Source organism: Pseudomonas morbosilactucae, from assembly GCF_023241715.1.
Classification (GTDB): Bacteria; Pseudomonadota; Gammaproteobacteria; order Pseudomonadales; family Pseudomonadaceae; genus Aquipseudomonas; species Aquipseudomonas morbosilactucae.
Genome location: NZ_JALQCW010000090.1, coordinates 65,495 through 90,497 on the forward strand (window position 1 = coordinate 65,495; position 25,003 = coordinate 90,497).

Annotated in this window: 21 protein-coding genes and 2 pseudogenes; all 23 read left to right on the top strand. The window is 60.2% G+C overall.

The window, feature by feature from the left end; genetic code table 11:
* The first annotated feature begins 41 nt into the window (after positions 1-41).
* Positions 42-2,969, top strand: a complete 2,928-nt coding sequence (locus tag M1B34_RS29665) for a TIGR00180 family glycosyltransferase (protein ID WP_268266993.1) — start codon at positions 42-44, stop codon at positions 2,967-2,969.
* Between the two features lie 28 nt (positions 2,970-2,997).
* Entirely contained in the window at positions 2,998-3,999 is a 1,002-nt protein-coding gene (gene pseB / locus M1B34_RS29670; RefSeq protein ID WP_268266994.1) for a UDP-N-acetylglucosamine 4,6-dehydratase (inverting), read from the top strand.
* Positions 3,996-5,168 (top strand): UDP-4-amino-4,6-dideoxy-N-acetyl-beta-L-altrosamine transaminase, encoded by a 1,173-nt coding sequence (gene pseC / locus M1B34_RS29675; RefSeq protein ID WP_268266995.1) that lies wholly within the window; start codon positions 3,996-3,998, stop codon positions 5,166-5,168. Before pseB ends, pseC begins: the two co-directional genes overlap by 4 nt.
* Positions 5,165-5,872 (top strand): pseudaminic acid cytidylyltransferase, encoded by a 708-nt coding sequence (gene pseF, locus M1B34_RS29680; protein ID WP_268266996.1) that lies wholly within the window; start codon positions 5,165-5,167, stop codon positions 5,870-5,872. The genes pseC and pseF overlap by 4 nt, the downstream gene beginning before the upstream one ends.
* Positions 5,873-6,149: 277 nt before the next feature.
* Entirely contained in the window at positions 6,150-7,076 is a 927-nt protein-coding gene (locus tag M1B34_RS29685) for a ketoacyl-ACP synthase III (RefSeq protein ID WP_123330079.1), read from the top strand.
* 85 nt (positions 7,077-7,161) lie between these two features.
* A complete protein-coding gene (locus M1B34_RS29690; RefSeq protein WP_268266997.1) occupies positions 7,162-8,451 on the top strand; it encodes a motility associated factor glycosyltransferase family protein in 1,290 nt (429 codons plus the stop codon).
* Complete coding sequence (locus M1B34_RS29695) at positions 8,448-8,714, top strand: hypothetical protein (protein ID WP_123330083.1); 267 nt, start codon at positions 8,448-8,450, stop codon at positions 8,712-8,714. Before M1B34_RS29690 ends, M1B34_RS29695 begins: the two co-directional genes overlap by 4 nt.
* Positions 8,715-8,954: 240 nt before the next feature.
* Complete coding sequence (locus tag M1B34_RS29700; RefSeq protein WP_268266998.1) at positions 8,955-9,806, top strand: flagellin domain-containing protein; 852 nt, start codon at positions 8,955-8,957, stop codon at positions 9,804-9,806.
* Positions 9,807-9,879: 73 nt separating this feature from the next.
* Entirely contained in the window at positions 9,880-10,248 is a 369-nt protein-coding gene (locus M1B34_RS29705; RefSeq protein WP_268263372.1) for a flagellar protein FlaG, read from the top strand.
* An 84-nt stretch (positions 10,249-10,332) separates the two neighbouring features.
* Positions 10,333-11,763, top strand: coding sequence for a flagellar filament capping protein FliD (gene fliD, locus M1B34_RS29710; RefSeq protein ID WP_268266999.1), 1,431 nt, complete (start codon positions 10,333-10,335; stop codon positions 11,761-11,763).
* A gap of 130 nt (positions 11,764-11,893) precedes the next feature.
* Complete coding sequence (gene fliS, locus M1B34_RS29715) at positions 11,894-12,289, top strand: flagellar export chaperone FliS (protein ID WP_123330091.1); 396 nt, start codon at positions 11,894-11,896, stop codon at positions 12,287-12,289.
* 10 nt (positions 12,290-12,299) lie between these two features.
* Positions 12,300-12,596 (top strand): flagellar protein FliT, encoded by a 297-nt coding sequence (fliT, locus tag M1B34_RS29720; RefSeq protein ID WP_123330093.1) that lies wholly within the window; start codon positions 12,300-12,302, stop codon positions 12,594-12,596.
* Positions 12,597-12,767: 171 nt separating this feature from the next.
* The gene (locus M1B34_RS29725; RefSeq protein ID WP_123330095.1) at positions 12,768-14,243 is read left to right on the top strand and encodes a sigma-54 dependent transcriptional regulator; all 1,476 of its coding nucleotides are present in this window, start codon (positions 12,768-12,770) and stop codon (positions 14,241-14,243) included.
* Between the two features lie 128 nt (positions 14,244-14,371).
* A pseudogene (locus tag M1B34_RS29730) lies at positions 14,372-15,569 on the top strand (sensor histidine kinase); the annotation flags it as partial.
* 1 nt (position 15,570) lies between these two features.
* Complete coding sequence (fleR, locus tag M1B34_RS29735; protein ID WP_268267010.1) at positions 15,571-16,980, top strand: sigma-54-dependent response regulator transcription factor FleR; 1,410 nt, start codon at positions 15,571-15,573, stop codon at positions 16,978-16,980.
* Positions 16,981-17,108: 128 nt separating this feature from the next.
* A complete protein-coding gene (gene fliE / locus M1B34_RS29740) occupies positions 17,109-17,435 on the top strand; it encodes a flagellar hook-basal body complex protein FliE (RefSeq protein WP_123330099.1) in 327 nt (108 codons plus the stop codon).
* Positions 17,436-17,450: 15 nt separating this feature from the next.
* A pseudogene (gene fliF / locus M1B34_RS29745) lies at positions 17,451-19,237 on the top strand (flagellar basal-body MS-ring/collar protein FliF).
* Entirely contained in the window at positions 19,230-20,249 is a 1,020-nt protein-coding gene (gene fliG, locus M1B34_RS29750; RefSeq protein ID WP_123330103.1) for a flagellar motor switch protein FliG, read from the top strand. The pseudogene fliF and the gene fliG overlap by 8 nt, the downstream one beginning before the upstream one ends.
* A gap of 9 nt (positions 20,250-20,258) precedes the next feature.
* Entirely contained in the window at positions 20,259-21,074 is an 816-nt protein-coding gene (fliH, locus tag M1B34_RS29755) for a flagellar assembly protein FliH (RefSeq protein WP_268267000.1), read from the top strand.
* Positions 21,064-22,422: a flagellar protein export ATPase FliI gene (fliI, locus tag M1B34_RS29760; RefSeq protein ID WP_123330107.1), complete on the top strand. Its 1,359-nt coding sequence runs from the start codon at positions 21,064-21,066 to the stop codon at positions 22,420-22,422. Before fliH ends, fliI begins: the two co-directional genes overlap by 11 nt.
* 6 nt (positions 22,423-22,428) lie before the next feature.
* Positions 22,429-22,881 (top strand): flagellar export protein FliJ, encoded by a 453-nt coding sequence (fliJ, locus tag M1B34_RS29765; protein WP_123330109.1) that lies wholly within the window; start codon positions 22,429-22,431, stop codon positions 22,879-22,881.
* 83 nt (positions 22,882-22,964) lie between these two features.
* A complete protein-coding gene (locus M1B34_RS29770; protein WP_123330112.1) occupies positions 22,965-23,270 on the top strand; it encodes an STAS domain-containing protein in 306 nt (101 codons plus the stop codon).
* A 14-nt stretch (positions 23,271-23,284) separates the two neighbouring features.
* A complete protein-coding gene (locus M1B34_RS29775; RefSeq protein ID WP_425273556.1) occupies positions 23,285-24,982 on the top strand; it encodes an ATP-binding SpoIIE family protein phosphatase in 1,698 nt (565 codons plus the stop codon).
* Positions 24,983-25,003: the final 21 nt, after the last annotated feature.

The window sequence follows — 25,003 nt, forward strand, 5'->3', positions numbered from 1 at the left end:
TTTCAGAATGCCGGCGGTCAGCCGGTTGTGGGGACAGGAATATGCAGGTTCAGAACATGGTTCAAGACGTCGCACCACTTAGTGAGCGCTTTACTCTGGTCGTGATTACCCACAACCGTAAAGCCTATTTGCGCCGCACCATGGAGTACTACAAGGGGTTTGCGGGCAAGGTCCTGGTGCTGGATTCGTCTCCGGAAGGTGATGAGCGCCTGGCGGCGGATTATCCCGCAGCGGATTACCGTCACTTGCCGCAGTTCGCTTACTCGGGTCTGCAAGACAAGCTGAATTACGGGGTGGCCCAGGTGACCACGCCGTACATGGCGTTTGCCGCCGATGACGACTTTCTGTTGTTCGACGCTCTGAACGAGTCTGTGGACTTCCTCCAGGCCAACCCCGACTACGGCCTGTGCCATGGCTACGGGATCATGTACTCGGCGCACGCTAACGAAGTCCAGTATTTCCGCCGTGACCGCCGAGTTTGTGAAGACTACTGCTCGGAGCAGGCCGGTGAACGGGTCATGGAGTTCATGAGCCAGTTTCTGCCGCCGTTCTATGGGGTGACCCGCACCGAACTGCTGCAGCAGTGGTTCAGCCAGTTACCTGCAGGGGTCAGCTTCGAGTGGCAGGAAATTGGCCATGCAATCTACCTGCTGGCCTGCGCCAAGGCGCGGATCCTGCCGATTCCTTATGCCGTGCGCGAAGTCAACTCAGGCGGCTCCCAACACAACACTAATGTGCTCACGGTATTGCTTTACAACGATGCCAAGAGTGTTGCCCAGCGTGAACAATTCGCCGAGCTTCTGGCGTCGCTGCCCACCGGGCTCGAGGGTTCCGTGGCAGAGCGCAAGCAATTGCTGCTCGACAGTTTCCAGGCCATGGGCGATTGCCTGCAAAGCGGGCGCTCCCTTGAGGGGGTGCGGATCTTCCGCTCCAAGTGGCTGGAGTCGACCATGGCGCCAGTGCGCAGCTTCGGCGAGCGTCAATTTGTCGAGATGCCGTTCTATAACCAGAAAGTGTTCGATCTGTTGACCCAGTTCGAATTCCTGATCCACAGCATGCCGACCAGCCGGCCGCAGCTTAAGCAGTTGGAAGGCATATTGCTCAAGCAGGAAGAACTGCTGCGGGTCCAGCCCAACGACACCGAGGCGACGATCCGCAACCGTCTTTGGGTCGCTTTGGATAGCAGCGTCTTCAACCTACGGGTGGTCAAGCGCCTGCTGCAGTCCCTGGCGGGCAGTGATGAGCCGCAATTGGTGGCGCAACTGCAGGCCTGGGTCGAGCGCCTGGAGGCCGTGCCGACCACGCACAGCCGCACCCTGCTGGACGGTATGCCGTCGGGGCGCCTGCTGAACTGGCTGGACGCGCGTAAGCCGGACACCCTGCAACTCAAGGCGATTGCCGCACACCTGGCCAAGCACAAGGGGGGGCCGCAGTTCTGCATCCTGTTGCTTGATCTTGAGGGCGACATGGCTAAGTTGCAGGCGACCTTCGACAGCCTGGTGGCCAGTCATTGCAAGGCCTTCAAGGTGGTGGTGTTGACCGCGGGTGATCTGCCAGCGACCACGCGACCGCAAGACACGGTGCACTTCGTCAAAGTCACTGCCAGCAACTATGTAGAGCGCCTCAATCAGCTCGCCGGCCAGTCCACTGCGGACTGGTTGCTGCTGATACGCGCAGGGGATCTGTTTACCCAGAGCGGTCTGTTGCGTGCCAGCCTGGAACTGCTCGACGCTTCTGGCTGCCGTGCGGTGGCGATGGACGAGGTCCAGCGCCAGGCCGACGGCACCCTGAGGGATGTGTTCCGCCCCGGGGTCAACCTCGACCTGCTGCAGAGCGTTCCGGACCTGATGGCTGGACACTGGTTGGTGCGTCGTGAGGTCTGGGCCGATGTCGGTGGCTACTCGGTCGACTTCGCGCCGGGCCTGGAATTCGACCTGGTGCTGCGCCTGATCGAGCAGGGTGGCCTGGCGGGCCTGGCCCACTTGGCCGAGCCGCTGTTGATCAGCGAGGTCCAGGAGCCTCTCGAGGCCGGCCTGGTCAAGCGTATGCTCACCCGTCACTTGGGGATCCGTGGTTACCGTGCGCAGATTGGCACTGAGCAGCCGGGTGTCTACCAGGTCGATTATCGCCATGCTGAGCGGCCGCTGGTTTCCATCCTGTTGCAGGCCGAGGATAACTTCGCCGAGCTGCAAGCCTGCCTGGTCAGCGTGCTGCAGCGTACCCGCTACTCGCGTTATGAAGTGTTGATTGGCGATAACCACAATCAGAGCGAGGACCTGACGACCTGGCTGGGCAGCCTGGAGCAGCAGGGCAACCGCGTACGAGTGTTGCGGACTGAGCAGCGCCTGAGCCCGGCTGAGCTGTCCAATGCCCTGAGCCAGGAAGCACGGGGAGAGTACTTGGTACTGCTGTCGGCGGACGCTCAAGTGGGCAACGCCAACTGGATCGACAGCCTGGTCAATCAGGCTCAGCGTCCGGAAGTGGGGATTGTCGGCGCGCGTCTGGTGGATGAGCAGGGCGTTACCACTCAGGCCGGCCTGATCCTGGGGCTCAATGGTGGCGTGGGGGCGGCATTTGTCGGCGCGCCGAAGAGCGAAGCCGGTTATCTGAATCGTCTGTGGGCCGAGCAGAACTACAGTGCTGTATCGGGCGCCTGCCTGATGGTCCGCAAAGAGTTGTACCAAGCCCTGGGTGGCTTGGATCAAGAGCATTTCGCCGAGGCGTTCGCCGATGTCGACCTGTGCCTGAAGGCCGCCGATGCCGGCTACCTGACGGTGTGGACGCCGCGGGCGCAAATGGTTCATTCGGGCATCCTGCCGGACCACCCACAGGCCGCTGCGGCCCTGGTGGACAAGTGGTCGGCGCGTTTTGCCCAGGATGTGGCCTATAACCAGAACCTGGCCTTGACGGGCAAGGCTTTCACCCTCAGTGCCGCCTCCGGTGTGGACTGGGCGCAGTTGCTGGCTTAAGCCTCGCTGGCAGGTAAAAGGATCCGATATGTTCAACGGCAAATCTATTTTCATCTCTGGCGGCACCGGCTCATTCGGGCGCAACTTCATCCGCCATTTGCTTGAGCGCTATCAGCCTAAACGGGTGGTAGTGTTCTCTCGGGATGAACTCAAGCAGTATGAGATGCAGCAAACCTTCAATGCGCCGTGCATGCGTTATTTTCTGGGTGATGTGCGTGATGCAGAGCGACTGCGTCAGGCCATGCGCGGCATCGATTTCGTGGTCCATGCCGCGGCTTTGAAGCAGGTACCGGCGGCCGAGTACAACCCTACGGAATGCATTCGCACCAATGTCAACGGTGCGGAAAACATCATTGCTGCAGCCATTGATAATGGCGTGCAGAAAGTGGTGGCACTGTCCACTGACAAGGCGGCGAGCCCGATCAATCTGTACGGCGCGACCAAGTTGTTATCGGACAAGCTATTTGTGGCAGCCAACAACATCGCCGGAGACCAGCAGACCCGGTTTGCTGTGGTGCGCTACGGCAATGTGGCCGGTTCCCGTGGGTCAGTGGTGCCGTTTTTCAGCAAGTTGATCGCCGAGGGGGCCCAGAGCCTGCCGATTACCGACGAGCGTATGACGCGCTTCTGGATCACCCTGGACCATGGGGTGCAATTTGTACTCGACAGTTTTGCCCGTATGCAGGGGGGCGAGATTTTCGTGCCGAAGATTCCGTCGATCCGTATTGTCGACCTGGCCCTGGGCATGGCCGGGCATTTGCCGCACACGCATGTGGGCATTCGTCCGGGGGAGAAACTCCACGAGTTGATGGTGCCTTTGGATGACGCGCGTATGACCCTAGAGTTTGCTGACCACTACACCATCCAGCCGTCGATCCGCTTTACCCAGACCGGTATCGACTTCGCCTTGGATGGGGTCGGGGAGCGCGGGCGGCCGGTGGATGAGGCGTTTGAGTACCGCTCCGATACCAATCCTGAGTTTCTCGATGTCGGCCAGATAGCTGAGCTGCACGCTGAGCTGTCAGCATGATTCCGTATGGCCGGCAGAGCCTTGACCAGGCCGATATCGATGCGGTGGTGGCGGTGCTGCAGTCTGACTGGCTGACGCAAGGGCCGACCATTGAGCGTTTCGAACAGGCCATGGCCGCGCACTGCGAAGCCGGCCACGGCGTGGCGGTATGCAATGCCACGGCGGCGCTGCACATCGCTTGTCTGGCGGCCGGGCTGGGGCCAGGTGACTGGCTATGGACCACCCCCAATACCTTCCTGGCATCAGCCAACTGCGGGCGCTACTGCGGCGCCTCCGTGGATTTTGTCGACATTGATCCGCAGACTTGGAACCTCGACGCCGGGGCACTGGCTGTCAAATTGCAGGCCGCTGAAGTATCCGGTCGTCTGCCCAAGGTTGTGGTGGCAGTGGCGTTCTCCGGGCAGAGCTGTGATTTACGGGCCCTCGGCGAGTTGTCCCGACGCTACGGTTTTACCTTGATCGAAGACGCCTCTCATGCAGTGGGCGCTTGTTATGCGGGGCGCCCAGTTGGGTGTGGTGAGTTTGCCGTAATGACGGTATTCAGCTTTCATCCAGTGAAAATCATCACCACTGCTGAAGGTGGCATGGTCATGACCAACAGCCCGCAGCTCGCCGAGCGTTTGCGACGGTTGCGCAGCCATGGCATGACGCGCGATCCGGAGCACATGACCGAGGCCTCTCACGGCCCTTGGTACTACCAACAGATCGAGCTGGGCTTCAATTACCGGATCACTGATATCCAGGCGGCCCTTGGGTTGTCGCAGTTGGATAAGCTCGAGGGCTTTGTGGCGCGACGCCGTCAGTTGGCTGCGCGCTACACCGAACTGTTGAGTGATCTGCCGCTGTCGTTGCCTGTGGCCCAGGCAGATGCACTATCGGCCTGGCATTTGTATGTGGTGCGCTTGCGGCTGGATCGGCTTCAGCGTTCTCACCGGGAGATCTTCGAGGCGTTGAGGGAGGCTGGGGTGGGCGTGAACCTGCATTACATTCCCGTGCACTTGCAGCCGGATTACGCGCAGTTCGGTTTTTCCCGGGGCGACTTCCCTGAGGTGGAACGGTACTACGCCGAAGCGATCAGCCTGCCGCTGTTTCCAGGGCTGACCGACGAGCAGCAGGATTATGTCGTTGCCCAGTTGCGTCGACTGTTGCAGGAGCCTCAGACGCTGTGACGGCCATTGCAATCATTCCCGCTCGTGGCGGCAGCAAGCGTATTCCGCGCAAGAACCTCAAGTTGTTCGACGGCACGCCCATGGTGGTGCGTTCTATTCGTACAGCATTGGATTCGGGGCTGTTCGATGAGGTGCTGGTCAGTACCGATGACCCGGAGATTGCCGAGTGGGCTCGGGCTAGCGGAGCCAGTGTGCCGTTTGTGCGGCCAGCCGCATTGGCTGATGACTTCACGGGTACCACTGCTGTGATCCAGCATGCACTGGAGGCGGTTGGCGATCAGGGGCGTTCGTTCGATTACAGCTGTTGCATCTACGCCACGGCGCCGTTGCTGCAGGCGCGCTATCTGCGCCAAGGCTTGGAAGCGCTGCTGCAGCACCCGGACAAGTCCTTTGCCTTTTCCGTCTGCGGCTTCGGGTTTCCGGTGCAACGGGCTTTGTGCCTGGACGGGGAGGGCGCCTTGACGCCGCTGTACCCCGAGTTTCGCGACACCCGCTCCCAGGATTTGCCCGAGGCCTATCAGGATGCCGGGCAGTTTTATTGGGGGCGTACCCAGGCATGGCTGGCCGGAGAGGTCATGTTTTCCTCGCAGAGCCTGCCGGTGATCCTGCCCCGGCACCTGGTGCAGGACATCGATACCGAAGAGGACTGGCTGCGTGCCGAGTACCTCTATGCGGCACTGAAGGCTGGCGGCGAGGTGCAATGATTCCAGGTTCGATCGATGGTCGGGGCCCGGAATTAGGCATCTGTCGAACGGGCCTTTGTCGGTGGATTCGGCAAAATAGCGTGACCTGCGAGTCATAACGCGCATCTTCACTGTATTGTATTGGCCGGGGAGATGGCGCCAGGCCGGTGTTTGGTCCTGTGATAGCCCTTTGTTCTTCCGGTGCCCTCTTGGCGAGGGCAACAAAAACCTGTTTATCGGCAGCCCTCGATCGTTTATCGATGGAGGGTATTGGGCTGTTTATTATTGGGAAGCCGTAATGATTGGCATAAAGAGCATTGCGAGCTACGTGCCTGTAGCCGGCGTGGACAATTACGCACAAGGTGCAAAATTCGCCAAGGATGAAGAGTTCATCCTGGGCAAGATCGGTTCCGCTTTCCTGCCGCGCAAAGATGATGGCCAGGAAACCTCGGACCTGTGTGTCGAAGCGGTCAATGCGTTGTTCGCCAGCAATCCTGAACTCAAGCGCGAAGCCATCGACGTATTGATCGTCGTGACCCAGAACGGTGACGAAGAAGGTTTGCCGCACACCGCCGCTATCGTCCAGGACAAATTGGGCCTGCCGACCACGGTCGCGGCGTTTGATATTTCCCTGGGTTGCTCCGGTTATGTCTACGGCATTTACGCGATCAAGGGCTTTATGGAAGCGGCAGGCCTGAAGAACGGCTTGCTGGTCACCGCTGACCCGTATTCGAAGATTGTCGACCCCGAAGACCGCAATACCACCATGCTCTTCGGTGATGCAGCGACCGCCACCTGGATGGGTGAAGACGCCGCCTGGCAGTTGGGCAAGGCCAAATTCGGTACTGACGGTTCCGGCGCTCCCCATTTGAAAGTCAGCGACGGCGTGTTCTTTATGAACGGTCGTCAGGTGTTCAATTTTGCCTTGCTGAAAGTACCGGCGCATTTGCACGAGCTGCTGAATGAGTCCGGTTTGAGTGCCGACGATATCGATGCGTTTTGCATTCACCAAGGCAGCGCGGCGATTGTCGACGCCGTGGCGCGGCGCTTCGAGGGCGACCCGGAGAAATTCATCAAGGACATGGTCGAGACCGGTAATACCGTGTCGTCGAGCATTCCTTTGCTGCTGGAGAAGCATGTCCTGGACTCGGACTGGAAACGTGTGGCCCTGAGTGGGTTCGGCGTAGGCCTGTCATGGGGTTCGGCGATCCTTCATCGTCCATGAGTTGACAGTTCTTCAGGCTTCACACATAGCGCTCAGGGTGTAACCTTGAGCGCTATTTTTTTGCACGAATGATGAGCGAGGCGGCATGAGTGAGATCTTCGAGCGCAATGCCCTGGTGCTGCAGGCGCGATGGCCGGTATTGCTCGACCGGGTGCAGGCCGAGGACAGCGAGGTGTTGCAGGCCGAACTGATGGAGGGCATAGGTTCGACCCTGAGCATTGCCGGCATTCAGCTCAGCAGTCGCCATGACCGTCTGCGGGAGTCGCATTTACAGGCCGATAGCCTGCCCGACAGCGCGCAACTGCATCTCTACGGCACCGGGCTCGGAGACCTGGTCAGGGTGCTGTTGGAGCGCCCGGGGCTGAAGCACCTCTGGGTGCATATTCTCAATGGCGCGGTGTTCAAGCTGGTGCTGCAGTTGCTGGAGCAGCAGGATTGGCTGCAGGACCCACGTGTAGAGCTGTGTTACGCCGGCGACTTGCCGGAGATCCAGCTTCCGTTCTTTGCGCTGCCGGCCGAACTGGTGCTGGCGGATGACTTCAATGCCAAGATCCGCGATCGCTTGGTGAGCGAGACTCACCTGGGGTTCAACAATCGGCAGTTTTCTGCCGATCATCCGGAGATTGCCCAGCGCCTGGCGGCCAGCCTAGAGTGGGTGCAGCGCGATCGGGATGTTGCCGAGCTGTTTGATAGTCAGCCTGGGCGCGAAGTTTTCGTCATCGCCACGGGCCCCAGCCTGGAGCACCACTTCCAGCGTCTTCGCGACATTCGCCAGCAGGCCCCGCGCCCGCTGCTGATCTGCGTGGATACGGCGTATCAGCCATTGTTGGCCCAGGGCATCAAGCCTGATCTGGTGGTGACCGTCGATCGCTTGATCAACCTGCGCCATCTGCCGCCCGATGACTCGGCGGACGTCGGCCTGGTGTACATGCCTCTGGCCAACCCCTTGGTGTTGCAGGGCTGGCAGGGGGCGCGTTACGTCGGTTATTCGGCCAGCCCGGTGTATCAGGCGCTGCGCCAGCAGGTGCCTCGGGCGCAGTTGCATACCGGGGGCAGTGTGATTCACCCGGCGGTGGACCTGGCGGTGCGCCTGGGTGCGCGTCGGGTGACACTGTTCGGTGCTGACTTTGCCTTCCCCATGAACAAAACCCACGCGGGCTGGAAGGATGGCCACCTTGGGCCCCAACTGGGCGTCGCCAAGCATTGGTTGCTCGATGGCCATGGGCAGCGGGTCAGGACCCAGCTCAACTTCCGCAGCTACCTGTGCGAGCTAGAGCGTTTTATTGCCGGGCAGCCCGATGTGGCGTTCTTCAACACCAGTCGAGCCGGGGCAATGATCGCCGGCACCACCTTCCGTGGGGAGTACATGCCGTGAATGAGGTCGAGTCGTTGTCCGTTGGCCTGCAGCAGGGGGCCGGCTTGTTTCGCCTGGGGCGGGATGTCGAAGCGTCGTTATTGATGGTTGAACTCTGTGCGCGGGTGCAGGCGTTGCTCGAGGAGCGGGTGGAGCTCGAACCAGAATGGGCCCATTGGTTGACCCAGATGCTGGGGCGCCAGGAGGCGCAAGACTGGCTGGGCGTGGCGGATTACATGGAATACGAGTTGGTGCAATGGTTGCAGGCAGCGTTCGCGGCCTGATCGTTTGGGTGTCGATACCGGGATCGGTCTTTATCCCGGTGTTTTTCTGGCGTCATTTTCTTGGGTGTCTCGTGCCTAAGCCCTTGTTTTACGGGGGGTGGCAGTGTGATGGCAATTTTTTTTAAAAAAGCCCTCAAGCAACTTGCATTGCCGACGATAACTATTACGAAGGTTCTCTAGGCCATACCCGGCGGTTGCCAGGGCCGGAAGCCGCAGTACCCAACCAACGAGGAATTCGTCATGGCTTTAACAGTAAACACTAACGTCACATCGTTGAACGTTCAGAAAAACCTGAACAAGGCTTCCGATGCTCTGTCGACTTCGATGACTCGCCTGTCTTCCGGCCTGAAAATCAACAGCGCTAAAGACGACGCCGCCGGCCTGCAAATCGCTACCCGTATGACTTCGCAGATCCGCGGTCAGACTATGGCGATCAAAAACGCCAACGACGGTATCTCCATCGCCCAGACCGCTGAAGGCGCGATGCAAGAATCCACCAACATTCTGCAGCGTATGCGTGAACTGGCTGTTCAAGCGCGAAACGACTCCAACGGTACTGATGACCGTGTCGCTCTGAACAAAGAATTCGCGACCATGTCGGACGAGCTGACTCGTATCGCAGCGTCGACCAACCTGAACGGCAAAAACCTGATCGACGGTTCCGCTGGCACCATGACCTTCCAGGTCGGTTCCAACACTGGCGCAACCAACCAGATCACCATCACCCTGGACAGCGGCTTCGACGCCACCACCCTGGGTGTTGACTCGGCTACCATTTCCATCACCGGTAACGACAGCACCACTGCAGAGGCCAGCACCAGCACTGCTCTGGTTGCAATCGACGCGGCTCTGAAAACCATCAACACCAGCCGTGCCGACCTCGGTGCTGCACAGAACCGTCTGACCAGCACCATCTCCAACCTGCAGAACATCAACGAAAACGCCAGTGCTGCACTGGGTCGTGTACAAGATACCGACTTCGCTGCTGAAACTGCACAGCTGACCAAGCAACAAACTCTGCAACAAGCTTCCACCGCAGTTCTGGCCCAGGCCAACCAACTGCCATCCGCTGTACTGAAGCTGCTTCAGTAATAGCTGGCTAAGCTTTGGCGGGTGAGTGCGCTGGTCGTGCTCTCCCGCTTTTTTACTTTTAGAGGTGATGGACATGGATATGAGCGTGAAGCTGAACTTGTCTTATCCGACGGCGCATGCTGCAGCCCCGGTTGCTGAAAAGCCGCTGGAGAAGCCTCAGGTCGTTGTGGCGGAGTTGTCGGCTACCAGTGACGAGAGTAAAAAAGACCCTCAAAGCGAGCAGGACCAACTGAAGATGGCTGTTCAGGAAATTGAAAAGTTCGTGCAGTCGGTCAAGCGTAACCTGGAGTTCTCGATCGATGAGCCTTCCGGAAAAGTGGTGGTCAAAGTGATTGCCAGTGATTCGGGTGAGGTGGTTCGGCAGATCCCCAATGAAGAAGTCCTGCGTTTGGCCAACAGTTTGAATGATGCGAGCAGCCTGTTGTTCAGTGCTAAAGTCTGACGGCTGGCACGAATATTGTTGTTAAGTTCTTTTGAGCCTTGTAGCGGTCAAAAAGACCGGCGGCACACGAAAAGGGAGATCAACATGGCAAGTCCAATTGTACCGAGTACTGGTCTGGGCTCCGGCCTGAACATCAGTGGCATCGTCGAAGCCCTGGTGAATGCTGACAAGGCTGCCAAGCAGGGTCAGATTACGCGCGCGACCGCGACCAATACTGCGAGCATTTCGGGTATTGCCAAGCTGCAGTCGTTGCTAGCGACTTTCCAAACCACCATCAAGACACTCGGCAGCACCACTACGCCGCAGTTCAATGGTTTTGCCGCCACAACCACCAATGACAAAGCAGTTACAGGCACTGCCACCAATACGGCAGTGGCGGGTACTTACGTAGTCAAGGTGGATAACCTGGCGACCTCCTCGAAAGTAGCCAGTGCTGCCTTCGCCGGCGGTACGACCAGTGCTATTCCGACTGGTGACCTGAAAATCAGTCAAAATGGCACTGATTACAATCTTTCAGTTAAAAGCGGCGCCACCCTGCAATCGGTGCGCGACTCGATCAACAATGATTCTGCGCTGAAGAATGCTGGTATCAGCGCCAACATCGTCACCGACTCCTTTGGCTCGCGTTTGGTGCTGGGATCCACTACCACCGGTGCGGGTTCAGATATCTCCGTTAGCGGCATCGCCGGGCTGGAAATCGACGGTACTGCCTTGATGGGCGCTACTCCAACCGCTACCTCCTCCGGTGCAATCGGTAAGGTGGCGGAGGATGCCAAGTATTCGGTTGACGGACTGACGCTGACCAGCAGTAAGAACACCATTGATAAGGCGATTTCGGGCCTGACCCTGAATCTGGTGGCTGCCGACCCAGCGGCCTCCACCACCATTACCGTGGCGGCTAACACCGACGGTTTGAAAGCCTCGATCCAGAAGTTCGTCGATGCCTATAACGCGGTGGCTAACGGCATTACGGCTCTGACCAAAGCCACTGTGAACGACGATGGCACCACCACGTCAGCGGCCATGACGGGCGATGCGTTGCCGCGGTCGATCCTGGCGGAAATTCGCAAGCCGTTGTCCGAGGTTGGTGCGGGTACAAATCTGACGGTACTGGCTCAGTTGGGGATTACCACCAACCAGAAGACCGGTGCTCTGGATTTCGATACCACCAAGTACGCCACGGCGATGAACGACAAGAAACTCGGCAGTGAAGTCCAGGAGATGTTTACCGGCGACAACGGTCTGCTGGCGCGGATGGACAGCGCCACCAAGCAATTCACTCAGGGCGCTACCCCTACGCAAGAGAGTATCCTGACAGCGCGCTCCAAGGCCTTGTCGGTGACCAAGAACCGCCTGACCGCTGATCAGGAGGCGCTGGACCGCCGTATTGAAACCCTGACATCTGTGTTGACCAAAAAGTACGCTGCGATGGATACATTGGTCGGGCAGCTTAAAGCCACTGCCAGCAACATTACGTCGATGTTTGAGGCGTTGACCGCGCAGCAAAAAGGCTAATATTCAGCCTGCGCCAAAAGCCCGGCAACGCTATTCCAGCGTTCCGGGCTTTTTGCTTTTGATCTAAAGTTTTTTGACGCGGTGTCGATACACTGCTTATACGAACCCTTGAGTTTTGATGAGGTACAACATGAATCCGATGCTAGCCCTTCGGCAGTACCAGAAAATTGGTGCCCAGGCGCAAACTTCCGTCGCCAGCCCACATCGCCTGGTGCAGATGTTGATGGAAGGTGGCCTGGATCGTATCGCTCAGGCCAAGGGCGCGATCGAGCGCAAAGATGTCGCCAACAAAGGCGTATTTATCAGCAAGGCCATCGGCATCATTGGTGGCTTGCGTGAAGGTCTGGATCTGGAAAACTCGCTGGATAGCCTGGGGGATCTGGACAGCCTCTACACCTACATGATGAAGCGTCTGGCTGAGGCCAACATCAAGACCGACACAAAGATTCTTGATGAGGTCGCCGATCTGCTCCGCACGGTGAAAGATGGCTGGGATGCCATCGCCGAGCCGGGCTCGCAGTTTTAAGGAGGTTGCCATGAGTGCTGTCCTGCAGCGTATCGAACAAACCCGTGAAGCCTTGGTAGGTGCCTTGGCGGAGCGTAACTGGGAAGCCATCGGTGAATTAGACCTGGCCTGCCGTTCGTGCATGGAGGACGTGCTCAGCGAGGCTCAGGTCGATGAGACCGCCTTGCGCGAGAATCTTGAGGAGTTGTTGGGGGTATACCGGCAATTGCTCGAGGTGGCGACAGGGGAGCGCCAGGCAATAGTCGACGAGATGCAACAGATCCACCAAGCGCAAAATGCGGCAAAGGTTTACCATCTATTCGGTTAATGTTGAGTTAATCCGACCTCGGCGCGCCATAAATTTGACTGTGCACGCTTTTTTGACTTAACTAGTGGCTGTTTTCAGATTTCAGGCGTCTACAAGGCAGAAGTGTCTAAAAGCGCGTCTAGCTTGCCCCTAAATCCAGGGCATTGAGTTGACTAGGGAAGTTGCTATTGCATGTGGCGTGAAACCAAAATTCTGCTGATCGATGACGATAGCGTCCGCCGCCGCGACCTGGCGGTGATTTTAAATTTTCTTGGTGAAGAAAATTTACCCTGCGGTAGCCATGACTGGCAGCAGGCTGTCGGCTCTTTGTCATCTAGTCGTGAAGTCATTTGCGTCCTCATCGGGACTGTCAGTGCTCCTGGTGCGCTTTTGGGCTTGCTAAAGACACTCTCTGCCTGGGATGAGTTCCTTCCAGTTTTGTTAATGGGTGAAAATTCTTCCGTCGAGTTGCCGGAAGACCAGCGCCGTCGTGTGCTATCCACCCTGGAAATGCCCCCCAGCTACAGCAAATTGCTCGACTCCCTGCATCGTGCCCAGGTCTATCGTGAAATGTACGATCAGGCCCGTGAGCGCGGTCGTCACCGTGAACCCAATCTGTTCCGCAGTCTGGTAGGTACCAGTCGAGCGATCCAGCACGTGCGGCAGATGATGCAGCAAGTGGCGGATACCGATGCCAGTGTGCTGATCCTCGGCGAGTCGGGAACTGGCAAGGAAGTGGTCGCGCGCAACCTGCACTATCACTCCAAGCGTCGTGAGGCGCCGTTCGTCCCGGTCAACTGCGGGGCGATTCCTGCCGAACTGCTGGAAAGCGAACTCTTCGGTCACGAGAAGGGCGCGTTCACCGGCGCCATCACCAGCCGTGCCGGGCGTTTTGAGCTAGCCAATGGCGGCACCCTGTTCCTGGACGAAATTGGCGACATGCCGTTGCCGATGCAGGTCAAGTTGCTGCGTGTCCTGCAGGAACGTACCTTCGAGCGCGTGGGTAGCAACAAGACCCAGGGCGTCGACGTGCGCATCATCGCCGCGACCCATAAGAACCTCGAGAGCATGATCGAGGTGGGCAGTTTCCGCGAAGACCTCTACTACCGCCTGAATGTATTCCCCATCGAAATGGCTCCGCTGCGTGAACGCGTGGAAGACATTCCGTTGTTGATGAACGAACTGATCTCGCGCATGGAGCACGAGAAGCGTGGTTCGATTCGCTTTAACTCTGCCGCCATCATGTCGCTCTGCCGTCACGGTTGGCCGGGCAACGTCCGTGAGTTGGCCAACCTGGTGGAGCGCATGGCGATCATGCACCCTTATGGCGTGATCGGCGTGGTCGAGCTGCCGAAGAAATTCCGCTACGTGGACGATGAGGACGAGCAACTGGTGGACAGTCTGCGCAGCGATCTGGAAGAGCGTGTTGCCATCAATGGCCACACTCCGGATTTCTCCGCCACCGCGATGTTGCCGCCTGAAGGCCTGGACCTGAAGGACTACCTCGGTGGCCTTGAGCAAGGCTTGATCCAGCAGGCCCTGGATGATGCCAATGGCATTGTGGCGCGCGCCGCTGAACGCCTGCGTATCCGTCGCACCACCCTGGTGGAGAAGATGCGCAAGTACGGCATGAGTCGGCGTGAGGGTGATGAACAGGCGGATGATTGACGCCTGTTTTTCAAGCCATTGAAAAGCGGTCTGTTTTTTTTAGGCACGGGTATTGCTAAGTCTCTTGCAACGTTCCGTTTAACTGACGGTCAGCCACGCGAGAGAGCACGATGCCCCAAGCCGCCCAGATGTCTCCTGTCCCTGATGCCCAGGGTCAATCGTCGTCCGTAGAGCAGGCGAGCCGGCAGGGGCTTGAGCAGGCTTTTGCCTTGTTCAATCAGATGTCGAGCCAACTTACTGACTCCTACAGCATGCTTGAGGCGCGGGTGACCGAGCTCAAGGGCGAACTGGCCGTCGTCAGCGCCCAGCGTATGCAGGAATTGGCGGAAAAAGAGCGTCTGGCCAATCGTCTGCAAAATCTCCTCGACCTGTTGCCGGGTGGCGTGATCGTCATCGATGGCCAGGGCATTGTCCGTGAAGCCAACCCCGCTGCCTGCGAACTGCTGGGCCTGCCCCTTGAGGGGGAGTTGTGGCGGCATATCATCGCCCGCAGCTTTGCGCCGCGAGAGGACGATGGGCACGAAATTTCCCTCAAGGACGGTCGGCGTCTGTCCATTGCCACCCGCTCACTGGATGCCGAGCCCGGGCAGTTGGTGCTGCTGAATGACCTGACAGAAACCCGACATCTGCAAGATCAACTGGCGCGTCATGAGCGCTTGTCCTCTCTGGGGCGCATGGTCGCCTCCCTGGCTCACCAGATCCGCACGCCGCTGTCCGCCGCCTTGCTCTATGCCAGCCACTTGACCGAGCAAGAGTTGCCGGTCGCCACCCAGCAGCGTTTCGCCGGGCGCTTGAAGGAGCGTTTGCACGAGTTGGAGCACCAGGTGCGCGACATGCTGGTGTTCGCCCGCGGCGAGTTGCCGTTGACCGATCGGGTCAGTCCGGGTGCCTTGATGCAGTCGCTGCAGGCGGCGGCCCTGACCCAGGTCCAGGACGTGTCGATTCGCTGGCAGTGCGACAGCCATATCGGCGAGTTGCTGTGCAATCGCGACACCCTGGTCGGGGCATTGCTCAATTTGCTGGAAAACGCCATTCAAGCCAGCGCCGGACAGGCGCGCCTGAAGGTGCATCTGTATAGCCGCGATAACCAGTTGCGCCTGTGCGTCAGTGACAGCGGCAGCGGTATCGATGCTGCCGTACTGGCTCGTCTGGGCGAGCCGTTCTACACCACTAAGGTCAACGGCACCGGGCTGGGCCTGACCGTGGTCAAGGCTGTGGCGCGTGCTCACCAGGGTGAGTTGTCCCTGCGTTCTCGCCCGGGGCGCGGCACCTGTGCGCTGGTCACGTTGCCGCTGTTCTGCGGCGCCCATGGAGGGGAATGAAGAACATGGCAATCAAGGTGTTACTGGTCGAAGACGATCGCGCATTGCGCGAGGCCCTGGCGGATACCCTGCTGCTGGCTGGTCACGACTATCGTGCTGTCGGTAGTGCGGAAGAGGCGCTGAGCGCGGTAGCGGAAGAAGCCTTCAGTCTGGTGGTCAGTGACGTCAATATGCCGGGCATGGACGGTCACCAGTTGCTCGGCTTGCTGCGTAGTCGCCAGCCCCAGTTGCCGGTGCTGCTGATGACGGCCCATGGTGCCGTCGAGCGAGCGGTGGAGGCTATGCGTCAAGGTGCTGCCGATTATCTGGTCAAGCCCTTCGAGCCTCGGGCCTTGCTGGATCTGGTGGCGCGCCATGCCCTGGGTACTCTGAGCGGTGCAGAATCCGAGGGGCCGGTGGCCTTCGAGCCGGCCAGTGCGCAGCTGCTGGAATTGGCTGCTCGGGTGGCGCGCAGTGACTCCACGGTGCTGATTTCCGGTGAGTCCGGGACCGGCAAGGAGGTGCTGGCGCGCTATATCCATCAGCATTCCCATCGTGCCAATCAACCGTTCATCGCCATCAACTGTGCGGCCATTCCCGACAACATGCTCGAAGCCACTTTGTTCGGTCATGAGAAGGGTTCCTTCACTGGAGCCATCGCGGCCCAGGCGGGCAAGTTCGAGCAAGCCGACGGCGGCACCCTGTTGCTGGATGAGATTTCCGAAATGCCCCTGGGCTTGCAGGCCAAGCTGCTGCGCGTGCTGCAAGAGCGGGAAGTGGAGCGGGTGGGGGCGCGCAAGCCGATCAGTCTGGACATCCGGGTGGTGGCCACCACCAACCGTGATTTGGCCGGTGAAGTGGCGGCCGGACGTTTCCGTGAAGACCTTTACTACCGTTTGTCGGTGTTTCCCCTGGCCTGGCGCCCGTTGCGCGAGCGCACCGCCGATATCCTGCCGCTGGCCGAGCGCTTGTTGGCCAAGCACGTCAATAAAATGAAGCACGCGGCGGCTCGGCTCTCCGTCCAGGCTCAGGCTTGCCTGGAGGCTTACCCTTGGCCGGGTAATGTGCGTGAGTTGGATAACGCCATCCAGCGCGCATTGATCCTGCAGCAGGGCGGCTTGATCCAGCCGGAAGATTTCTGCCTGGCCGGCCCGGTGGCCTGCGCCCCGCTGCCGGCCCTGGCCGCAGCGCCGTCCAGCCATTTGCGCATCGTACCCAAGGAAGTCGATGCCCTGGCGGCCGAGTCGGCGGGGGCGCTGGGTGATGATCTGCGTCGCCGCGAGTTCCAGATGATCATCGACACCCTGCGCTCCGAGCGTGGGCGTCGCAAGGAAGCTGCAGAGCGCCTGGGCATCAGCCCGCGCACCCTACGCTACAAACTGGCGCAGATGCGCGATGCCGGAATGGATGTCGAGGCTTACTTGTTTGCCACCTGAGTGTTGTGGAATCGGCTTCGCGAAGGGCTTTTGTCGGTGCAGCCATGGAGCTGGCACCCTTGTTGCTAACACCTCACTAACCGCTGCGTGAGTGTCAAAAAATTGCGGGTCGTCAGAGAGAGTAGACCATGAGCCAAGGTATTGAATTTAATCGGTTGATGTTGGACATGCGCACCATGCAAATGGATGCCATGGCTCAGCCGAAATCCGTCGCAGTGCCGGAAGTCAGCGGCAGCAGCTTCTCCGACTTGCTCGGGCAGGCCGTGAACAAGGTCAATGACACTCAGCAGGCTTCCAGTCAGCTGGCCAGTGCCTTTGAAATTGGCAAGAGCGGCGTTGATCTGACGGACGTGATGATTTCCTCGCAAAAGGCCAGTGTGTCTTTTCAAGCGTTGACCCAAGTGCGTAACAAGTTGGTTCAGGCCTACCAAGACATCATGCAGATGCCGGTTTAAGGACGAGATTGAGTCATGGCAGAAGCAGTCGCCGATAACGTACCGGCCAAGGCCACCCCGATAGACGGCAAACCGCCGCTGTTCGGCTTGTCCTTTCTGGAAAACCTTTCCGAGATGACCATGTTGCGTCAGATAGGCCTGTTGGTCGGTCTGGCTGCGAGCGTGGCGATTGGTTTTGCGTGGTGCTGTGGTCTCAGCAGCCCGACTACCGTCCGTTGTATGGCAGCCTGGCGGGTATGGATGCCAAGCAAGTCATGGACACCCTGGCGTCTGCCGACATTCCCTATACCGTTGAGCCCAATTCCGGCGCCTTGCTGGTCAAGGCTGACGACCTGTCGCGGGCGCGCCTGAAACTTGCCGCCGCTGGCGTAGCGCCGGGTGATGGCAACATCGGTTTTGAAATCCTCGATAAAGAGCAAGGCCTGGGCACCAGCCAGTTCATGGAAGCGACCCGTTACCGTCGCGGCCTGGAAGGCGAGCTGGCGCGGACCATCTCCAGCCTGAACAACGTCAAGGGTGCCCGTGTGCACCTGGCGATTCCAAAAAGCTCGGTGTTTGTGCGTGATGAACGCAAGCCTAGCGCCTCGGTATTGGTTGAGCTGTATTCCGGTCGCTCCCTGGAGCCGGGCCAGGTACTGGCGATTATCAACCTGGTGGCGACCAGTGTTCCCGAGTTGAGCAAGTCACAGATCACTGTGGTCGACCAGAAGGGCAACCTGCTCTCCGATCAGGCGGAAAACTCCGAACTGACCATGGCCGGCAAGCAATTCGATTACAGCCGCCGCATGGAAAGCATGCTCACTCAGCGTGTGCACAACATCCTGCAACCGGTGCTGGGTAACGACCGCTACAAGGCCGAAGTGTCCGCTGACGTGGACTTCAGTGCCGTCGAATCGACTTCGGAGCAGTTCAACCCTGACCAGCCGGCCCTGCGCAGCGAGCAGTCGGTGAATGAGCAGCGCTCCAGCAGCAACGGCCCGCAAGGCGTTCCGGGTGCCCTGAGCAACCAGCCACCGTCACCGGCCAGCGCGCCGCAAACCACCGGTGGCGCCACCGCCTCGGCGGGGATGGTGCAGCCCGGCCAGCCGCTGCTTGATGCCAACGGCCAACAGATCATGGACCCGGCCACCGGCCAGCCGATGTTGGCCCCGTACCCGGCCGACAAGCGTCAACAATCTACCAAGAACTTCGAACTTGACCGTTCCATCAGCCACACCAAGCAACAGCAGGGTCGCTTGAATCGCCTGTCTGTGGCGGTGGTTGTGGACGATCAAACCAAGGTCAATGCCGCCAACGGTGAAACCACCCGTGCCCCATGGAGCGCCGACGAATTGGCGCGCTTCACACGCCTGGTGCAGGACGCCGTCGGTTTCGACGCCAGTCGTGGCGACAGTGTCAGCGTGATCAACGTGCCGTTCTCGGCTGATCGCGGTGAAGTGATCGCCGAAACGCCGTTCTATCAGCAACCCTGGTTCTGGGACATCGTCAAGCAAGTGCTGGGTGTCCTGTTCATCCTGGTGCTGGTGTTCGGCGTGCTGCGTCCGGTGCTCAACAACATCACCGGTGGCGGCAGAAGCAAGGAATTGGCAGGCCTGGGCAGCGATGTCGAACTCGGTGGCATGGGCGGCCTGGACGGCGAACTGGCCAACGATCGCGTCAGCCTCGGTGGTCCGCAGAGCATTCTGCTGCCAAGCCCGAGCGAGGGTTATGACGCTCAGTTGAACGCAATCAAGAGTCTGGTGGCTGAAGACCCGGGTCGTGTGGCTCAGGTCGTGAAAGAGTGGATTAACGCAGATGAGTGATAACCGAGCCGCTACCGCCAAACTGACCCGGGTCGACAAAGCCGCGATTCTGCTGCTGTCCCTGGGGTCCACCGATGCCGCGCAAGTGCTGCGCCACATGGGGCCCAAAGAGGTCCAGCGTGTGGGTGTGGCCATGGCGCAGATGGGCAACGTGCACCGTGAGCAGGTCGAACAGGTGATGAGCGAGTTCGTCGACATTGTCGGCGATCAGACCAGCCTTGGCGTCGGTTCCGATGACTACGTGCGTAAAATGCTCACCCAGGCCCTGGGCGAAGACAAGGCCAACGGCCTGATCGATCGCATCCTCCTGGGCGGCAACACCAGCGGCCTCGACAGCCTGAAATGGATGGAGCCGCGGGCCGTGGCCGACGTGATCCGCTACGAGCACCCACAGATCCAGGCGATCGTGGTGGCGTACCTCGACCCCGACCAGGCCGGTGAAGTGCTGGGTAACTTTGACCACAAGGCGCGGCTGGACATCATCCTCCGGGTCTCGTCGTTGAACACCGTGCAGCCGGCGGCCCTGAAAGAGCTGAACCAGATTCTCGAGAAGCAGTTCTCCGGCAACTCCAATGCCTCGCGCACCACCTTGGGTGGTATCAAGCGTGCGGCAGACATCATGAACTTCCTCGACAGCTCCATCGAAGGCCAGCTCATGGACTCGATCCGCGAAGTCGACGAAGACCTGTCCGGTCAGATCGAAGACCTCATGTTCGTGTTCAACAACCTGTCCGATGTTGATGATCGGGGTATTCAGGCGTTGCTGCGCGAAGTCTCTTCCGATGTGCTGGTCCTGGCCCTCAAGGGTTCGGACGAAGGCGTCAAGGAAAAGATCTTCAAGAACATGTCCAAACGGGCGGCGGAACTGCTGCGCGACGACCTCGAGGCCAAAGGCCCGGTGCGCGTCAGCGATGTGGAAACCGCGCAGAAGGAAATCCTTACCATTGCCCGCCGTATGGCCGAAGCCGGAGAAATCGTTCTCGGTGGGAAGGGCGGCGAAGAAATGATCTAAGGTCGCTTTATGTCGTCCAGCAGTGATGAAGCCCATAGCGACCTGATTCGCGCCCGGGATGTCGAAGGTTTCGACATCTGGGCGCTGCCCAGTTTTGATCCCCATGTGCCTGAGCCAGAGCCCGAACCGGTCGAAGAACTGCCGGTGGAGATGGAGGAGGTGCCGCTGGAGGAAGTCCAGCCACTGACCCTCGAAGAGCTCGAGAGCATTCGCCAGGAAGCCTATAACGAAGGGTTTGCCACCGGCGAGCGTGAAGGTTTCCACAGCACCACCTTGAAGGTCCGCCAGGAAGCCGAAGTGGCCCTGGGCGCCAAGCTGCAGGCCCTGGAGTTGCTCATGGGCAACCTCTTCGAGCCGATTGCCGAGCAGGACACGCAGATTGAAAGGTCCCTGGTGGATCTGGTGCGTCACATTGCCCGCCAGGTGATCCAGCGTGAGCTGGCGATGGATTCCAGCCAGATCGAACACGTCATGCGCGAAGCCCTAAAACTCCTGCCCCTGGGCGTGGGTAATGTGCGGCTGTACGTCAATCCTCAGGACTTCGAGCAGATCAAAAGCCTGCGCGAGCGTCATGAAGAGAGCTGGCGCATCGTCGAGGACGAAGCGCTGCTGCCGGGCGGTTGTCGGGTCGAAACCGAGCACAGCCGGATCGACGCCAGCATGGAAACCCGCATCACCAAGGCCATGGATCAGGTGCTCGATCAGCTTCATGAGCAGGCGCTGCATCCGGCCGAGGCGGACCTGCAGGTCGAGTTGGGTGCCGTGAGTGCGCCGGCGACCGCGGCCGTCGCCGAGGTTGAACTGGAAAAACCCGATGCGCCTTGAACGCACCAGCTTCGCCAAGCGCCTGGGCACTTACGCCGAGGCCGTGGCACTGCCGGGCCAGCCGATCCTGGAAGGGCGCTTGCTGCGCATGGTCGGCCTGACCCTGGAAGCCGAGGGCTTGCGAGCGGCCATGGGCACTCGCTGCATGGTCATCAACGACGACAGTTACCACCCGGTGCAGGTAGAAGCCGAAGTCATGGGCTTCTCCGGCAACAAAGTGTTCCTGATGCCGGTGGGCAGCGTTGCCGGGATCGCGCCTGGCGCCCGAGTGGTGCCCTTGGCCGACGCCGGTCGCCTGCCCATGGGCATGAGCATGCTCGGTCGGGTGCTGGACGGTGCCGGCCGCGCCCTCGATGGCAAGGGCGGGATGAAGGCCGAGGACTGGGTTCCGATGGACGGCCCGACCATCAACCCCCTCAAACGCGACCCCATCAGCCAGCCGCTGGACGTGGGCATTCGCAGTATCAACGGATTATTGACGGTCGGCCGCGGCCAGCGTCTCGGGCTGTTCGCCGGTACCGGCGTGGGCAAGAGTGTGTTGCTGGGCATGATGACTCGCTTTACCGAGGCCGACATTATCGTGGTCGGGCTGATCGGTGAGCGGGGGCGTGAGGTCAAGGAATTCATCGAGCACATTCTCGGTGAAGAAGGCCTCAAGCGTTCTGTGGTGGTGGCCTCGCCAGCGGACGACGCGCCGCTGATGCGTCTTCGCGCTGCGATGTACTGCACGCGCATTGCCGAATATTTTCGCGACAAGGGCAAGAATGTCCTGTTGCTGATGGACTCCCTGACCCGTTTTGCCCAGGCTCAGCGGGAGATCGCCTTGGCCATTGGCGAGCCGCCCGCCACCAAAGGCTACCCGCCGTCGGTGTTCGCCAAGCTGCCGAAGCTGGTGGAGCGGGCCGGTAACGCCGAAGCCGGGGGAGGTTCGATCACCGCCTTCTATACCGTGCTCTCCGAAGGCGACGACCAGCAGGACCCGATTGCCGACTCGGCGCGGGGCGTGCTCGACGGGCACATCGTGTTGTCCCGGCGTCTGGCCGAGGAAGGGCATTACCCGGCAATCGACATCGAAGCCTCCATCAGTCGGGTCATGCCGGCGGTGGTGTCTCCGGAGCACATGGCTCGTGCGCAGTACTTCAAGCAGTTGTGGTCGCGTTACCAACAGGCTCGGGACCTGATCAGCGTCGGCGCCTATGTGCCTGGCGGCGACCGGGAAACCGATGCGGCCATCTCCCTGCAGCCGTCGATGGCGGTCTACTTGCGCCAGGGCTTGAACGACAGCATCAGCCTGGGTGAAAGCGAGGCCCATCTGGAGATGGTCTTCGCCCCTGCGGCGGGCGGCTAACCGGCCATGGCCACTAGCCGTGCAGCGCGCCTGGCGCCCGTGGTGGACATGGCTGAAAGCGCCGAGCGCACCGCTGCCCAGCGTCTCGGGCATTTCCAGGGTCAGGTACGCCTGGCGGAAAGCAAGCTGGGGGACCTGGAGCGCTTTCGCGGCGAATACCAACAGCAGTGGATCGACCGCGGCCAGCACGGGGTTTCCGGCCATTGGCTGATGAACTACCAGCACTTCCTCAATCAGCTGGAAACGGCTGTGGCTCAGCAGCGGCAAAGCCTGGCCTGGCACCAGAACAACCTCAATCGCGCCCGTGAGACCTGGCAACAGGCCTACGCTCGGGTCGAGGGCCTGCGCAAGCTGGTCCAGCGTTATGTGGATGAGGCGCGGCAGTTGGAGGACAAGCGCGAGCAGAAGCTGCTGGACGAGCTGTCCCAGCGCTTGCCGCGACAGAACCTCTACCCTTGACGCCTATTTGTCTTGAGCGGGTTGTCCATGTCCCGAGTGGGTGCTAAACCTTTTACTCGTCGTCAATGACAAGGAAGCTGTTCATGTCAGTCGTTACTGAAATGTCGCCGGACGGGCAAAAACTCACGATTTCCATCAAAGGTCGCTTCGATTTCGGGCGGCATCAGGAATTCCGCGAATCCTACGAGCGGCTCGACACTCGCCCCGATTCCATCGTGGTGGATCTCAAGGACGCCACTTACCTCGACAGCTCGGCCCTGGGCATGCTGCTGTTGCTGCGTGATCACGCCGGCGGCGACCACTCCGATGTGCGGGTGATCAACAGCAATTCCGACGTGCGCAAGATTCTCGCCATTTCCAACTTCGACAAGCTCTTCGATATCTCTTGAGCGGCCTGTCGTCCATGGCTGAGCCCCTGTGTGTGCTGATCGCCGAGGATGGCGCAGCCGATCGCCTGTTGCTGGCCAGCATCGTGCGCCGTCAGGGGCACGAAGTGCTGACGGCCTGTGACGGTGCCGAAGCGGTGGCGCTGTTCAGGCGCTTGCGTCCGCAGTTGGTCCTGATGGACGCCTTGATGCCGGTGATGGACGGCTTCGAGGCGGCTCGGCAGATCAAACAACTGGCCGGCGATGCCTTGGTGCCGATTATTTTTCTCACCTCCCTGACCGAGGGCGAGGCCCTGGCCCGGTGCCTGGACGCCGGGGGCGACGACTTTCTGGCAAAGCCCTATAACCCGGTGATCCTGGCCGCCAAGATCAAGGCCATGGATCGCCTGCGCCGCTTGCAAGACACGGTGCTCCAGCAGCGCGACCAGATCACCCGGCACCACGATTACCTGCTCAACGAGCAGCGCGTGGCCAAGGCCGTGTTCGACAAGGTGGCCCATTCGGGGTGCCTGGACGCGCCGAACATTCGCTACCTGCAATCGCCTTATGCCTTGTTCAACGGCGACCTGCTGCTGGCCGCCTACACCCCGGCCGGCGACATGCACATACTGCTGGGGGATTTCACCGGGCATGGCTTGCCCGCGGCGGTGGGTGCCATGCCTTTGGCGGAGGTGTTCTACGGCATGACCGCCAAGGGTTACGGCTTGCCGGAAACCCTGCGCGAGATGAACGCCAAGCTCAAGCGCATCCTGCCGGTGGATATGTTCTGCTGCGCCACCCTGTTGTGCCTGAGCTTCCAGCGGCGCGCCGTGGAGGTATGGAATGGCGGCATGCCTGATGGCTACCTGCACGCCGTGGCCAGTGGGGTACGCACGCCGCTGGTGTCCCGGCACTTGCCCTTGGGGGTGCTGGCGGCCCAGGATTTTGACGACCGCACCGAAGTCTTTGCCATGGCGCCTGGGGATCGGGTGTTCCTGTTGTCCGATGGGGTGATCGACACCTGCGACGCCCGTGATCAACTCTTTGGCGTCGAGCGCCTGCTGCGGGTATTGCGCGCCAATCGCCAGGCGTCCCGGCTGTTCGAGGAGATTGAGCAGGCATTGGCGGATTTTGGCGGGCAGGCGCGCGATGACGTCAGCATGGTCGAAGTCAGTCTGTTGCCGCTGGGCGAAGTCAGGCCGTCGCTGCCGGTGTATTCCGACAGCGGTCAGTCCTGCCCCCTGGATTGGTCCCTGAGCTTCGAGTTTCGTGCGGACACCCTCAAACGTTTCAATCCGCTGCCCTATCTGTTGCAACTGCTGCTTGAAGTGCACGGCCTACGAGGGCAGAGCAGCGCCCTCTACAGCGTGCTGGCCGAGCTCTATTCCAACGCCCTGGAGCACGGGGTGTTGCAGCTGGACTCTCGGCTCAAGCGCGATGCCCAGGGGTTCACCCGCTATTACGGCGAGCGCAGCAGTCGCCTGGCGGCTCTGGAGCAAGGGTTTGTCCGGGTGCACTTGCAGGTATTGCCCGAGGGGCAGGGCGGGCGCTTGATCATTCGGGTCGAGGACAGCGGCGAAGGCTTCGATGTGGCGCGGGTGCTGGCTCGCCCTGCCGATGTCGGGCGCCTGTCGGGCAGGGGGCTGAGCCTGATTCGCCAGCTGAGTCAGCAGGCGACCTGGTCGGACGATGGGCGCTGCGCGTGCGTGGAGTTTTCCTGGGAGGCTCTGGCATAATCCGTCCATTCTTGATCAAGG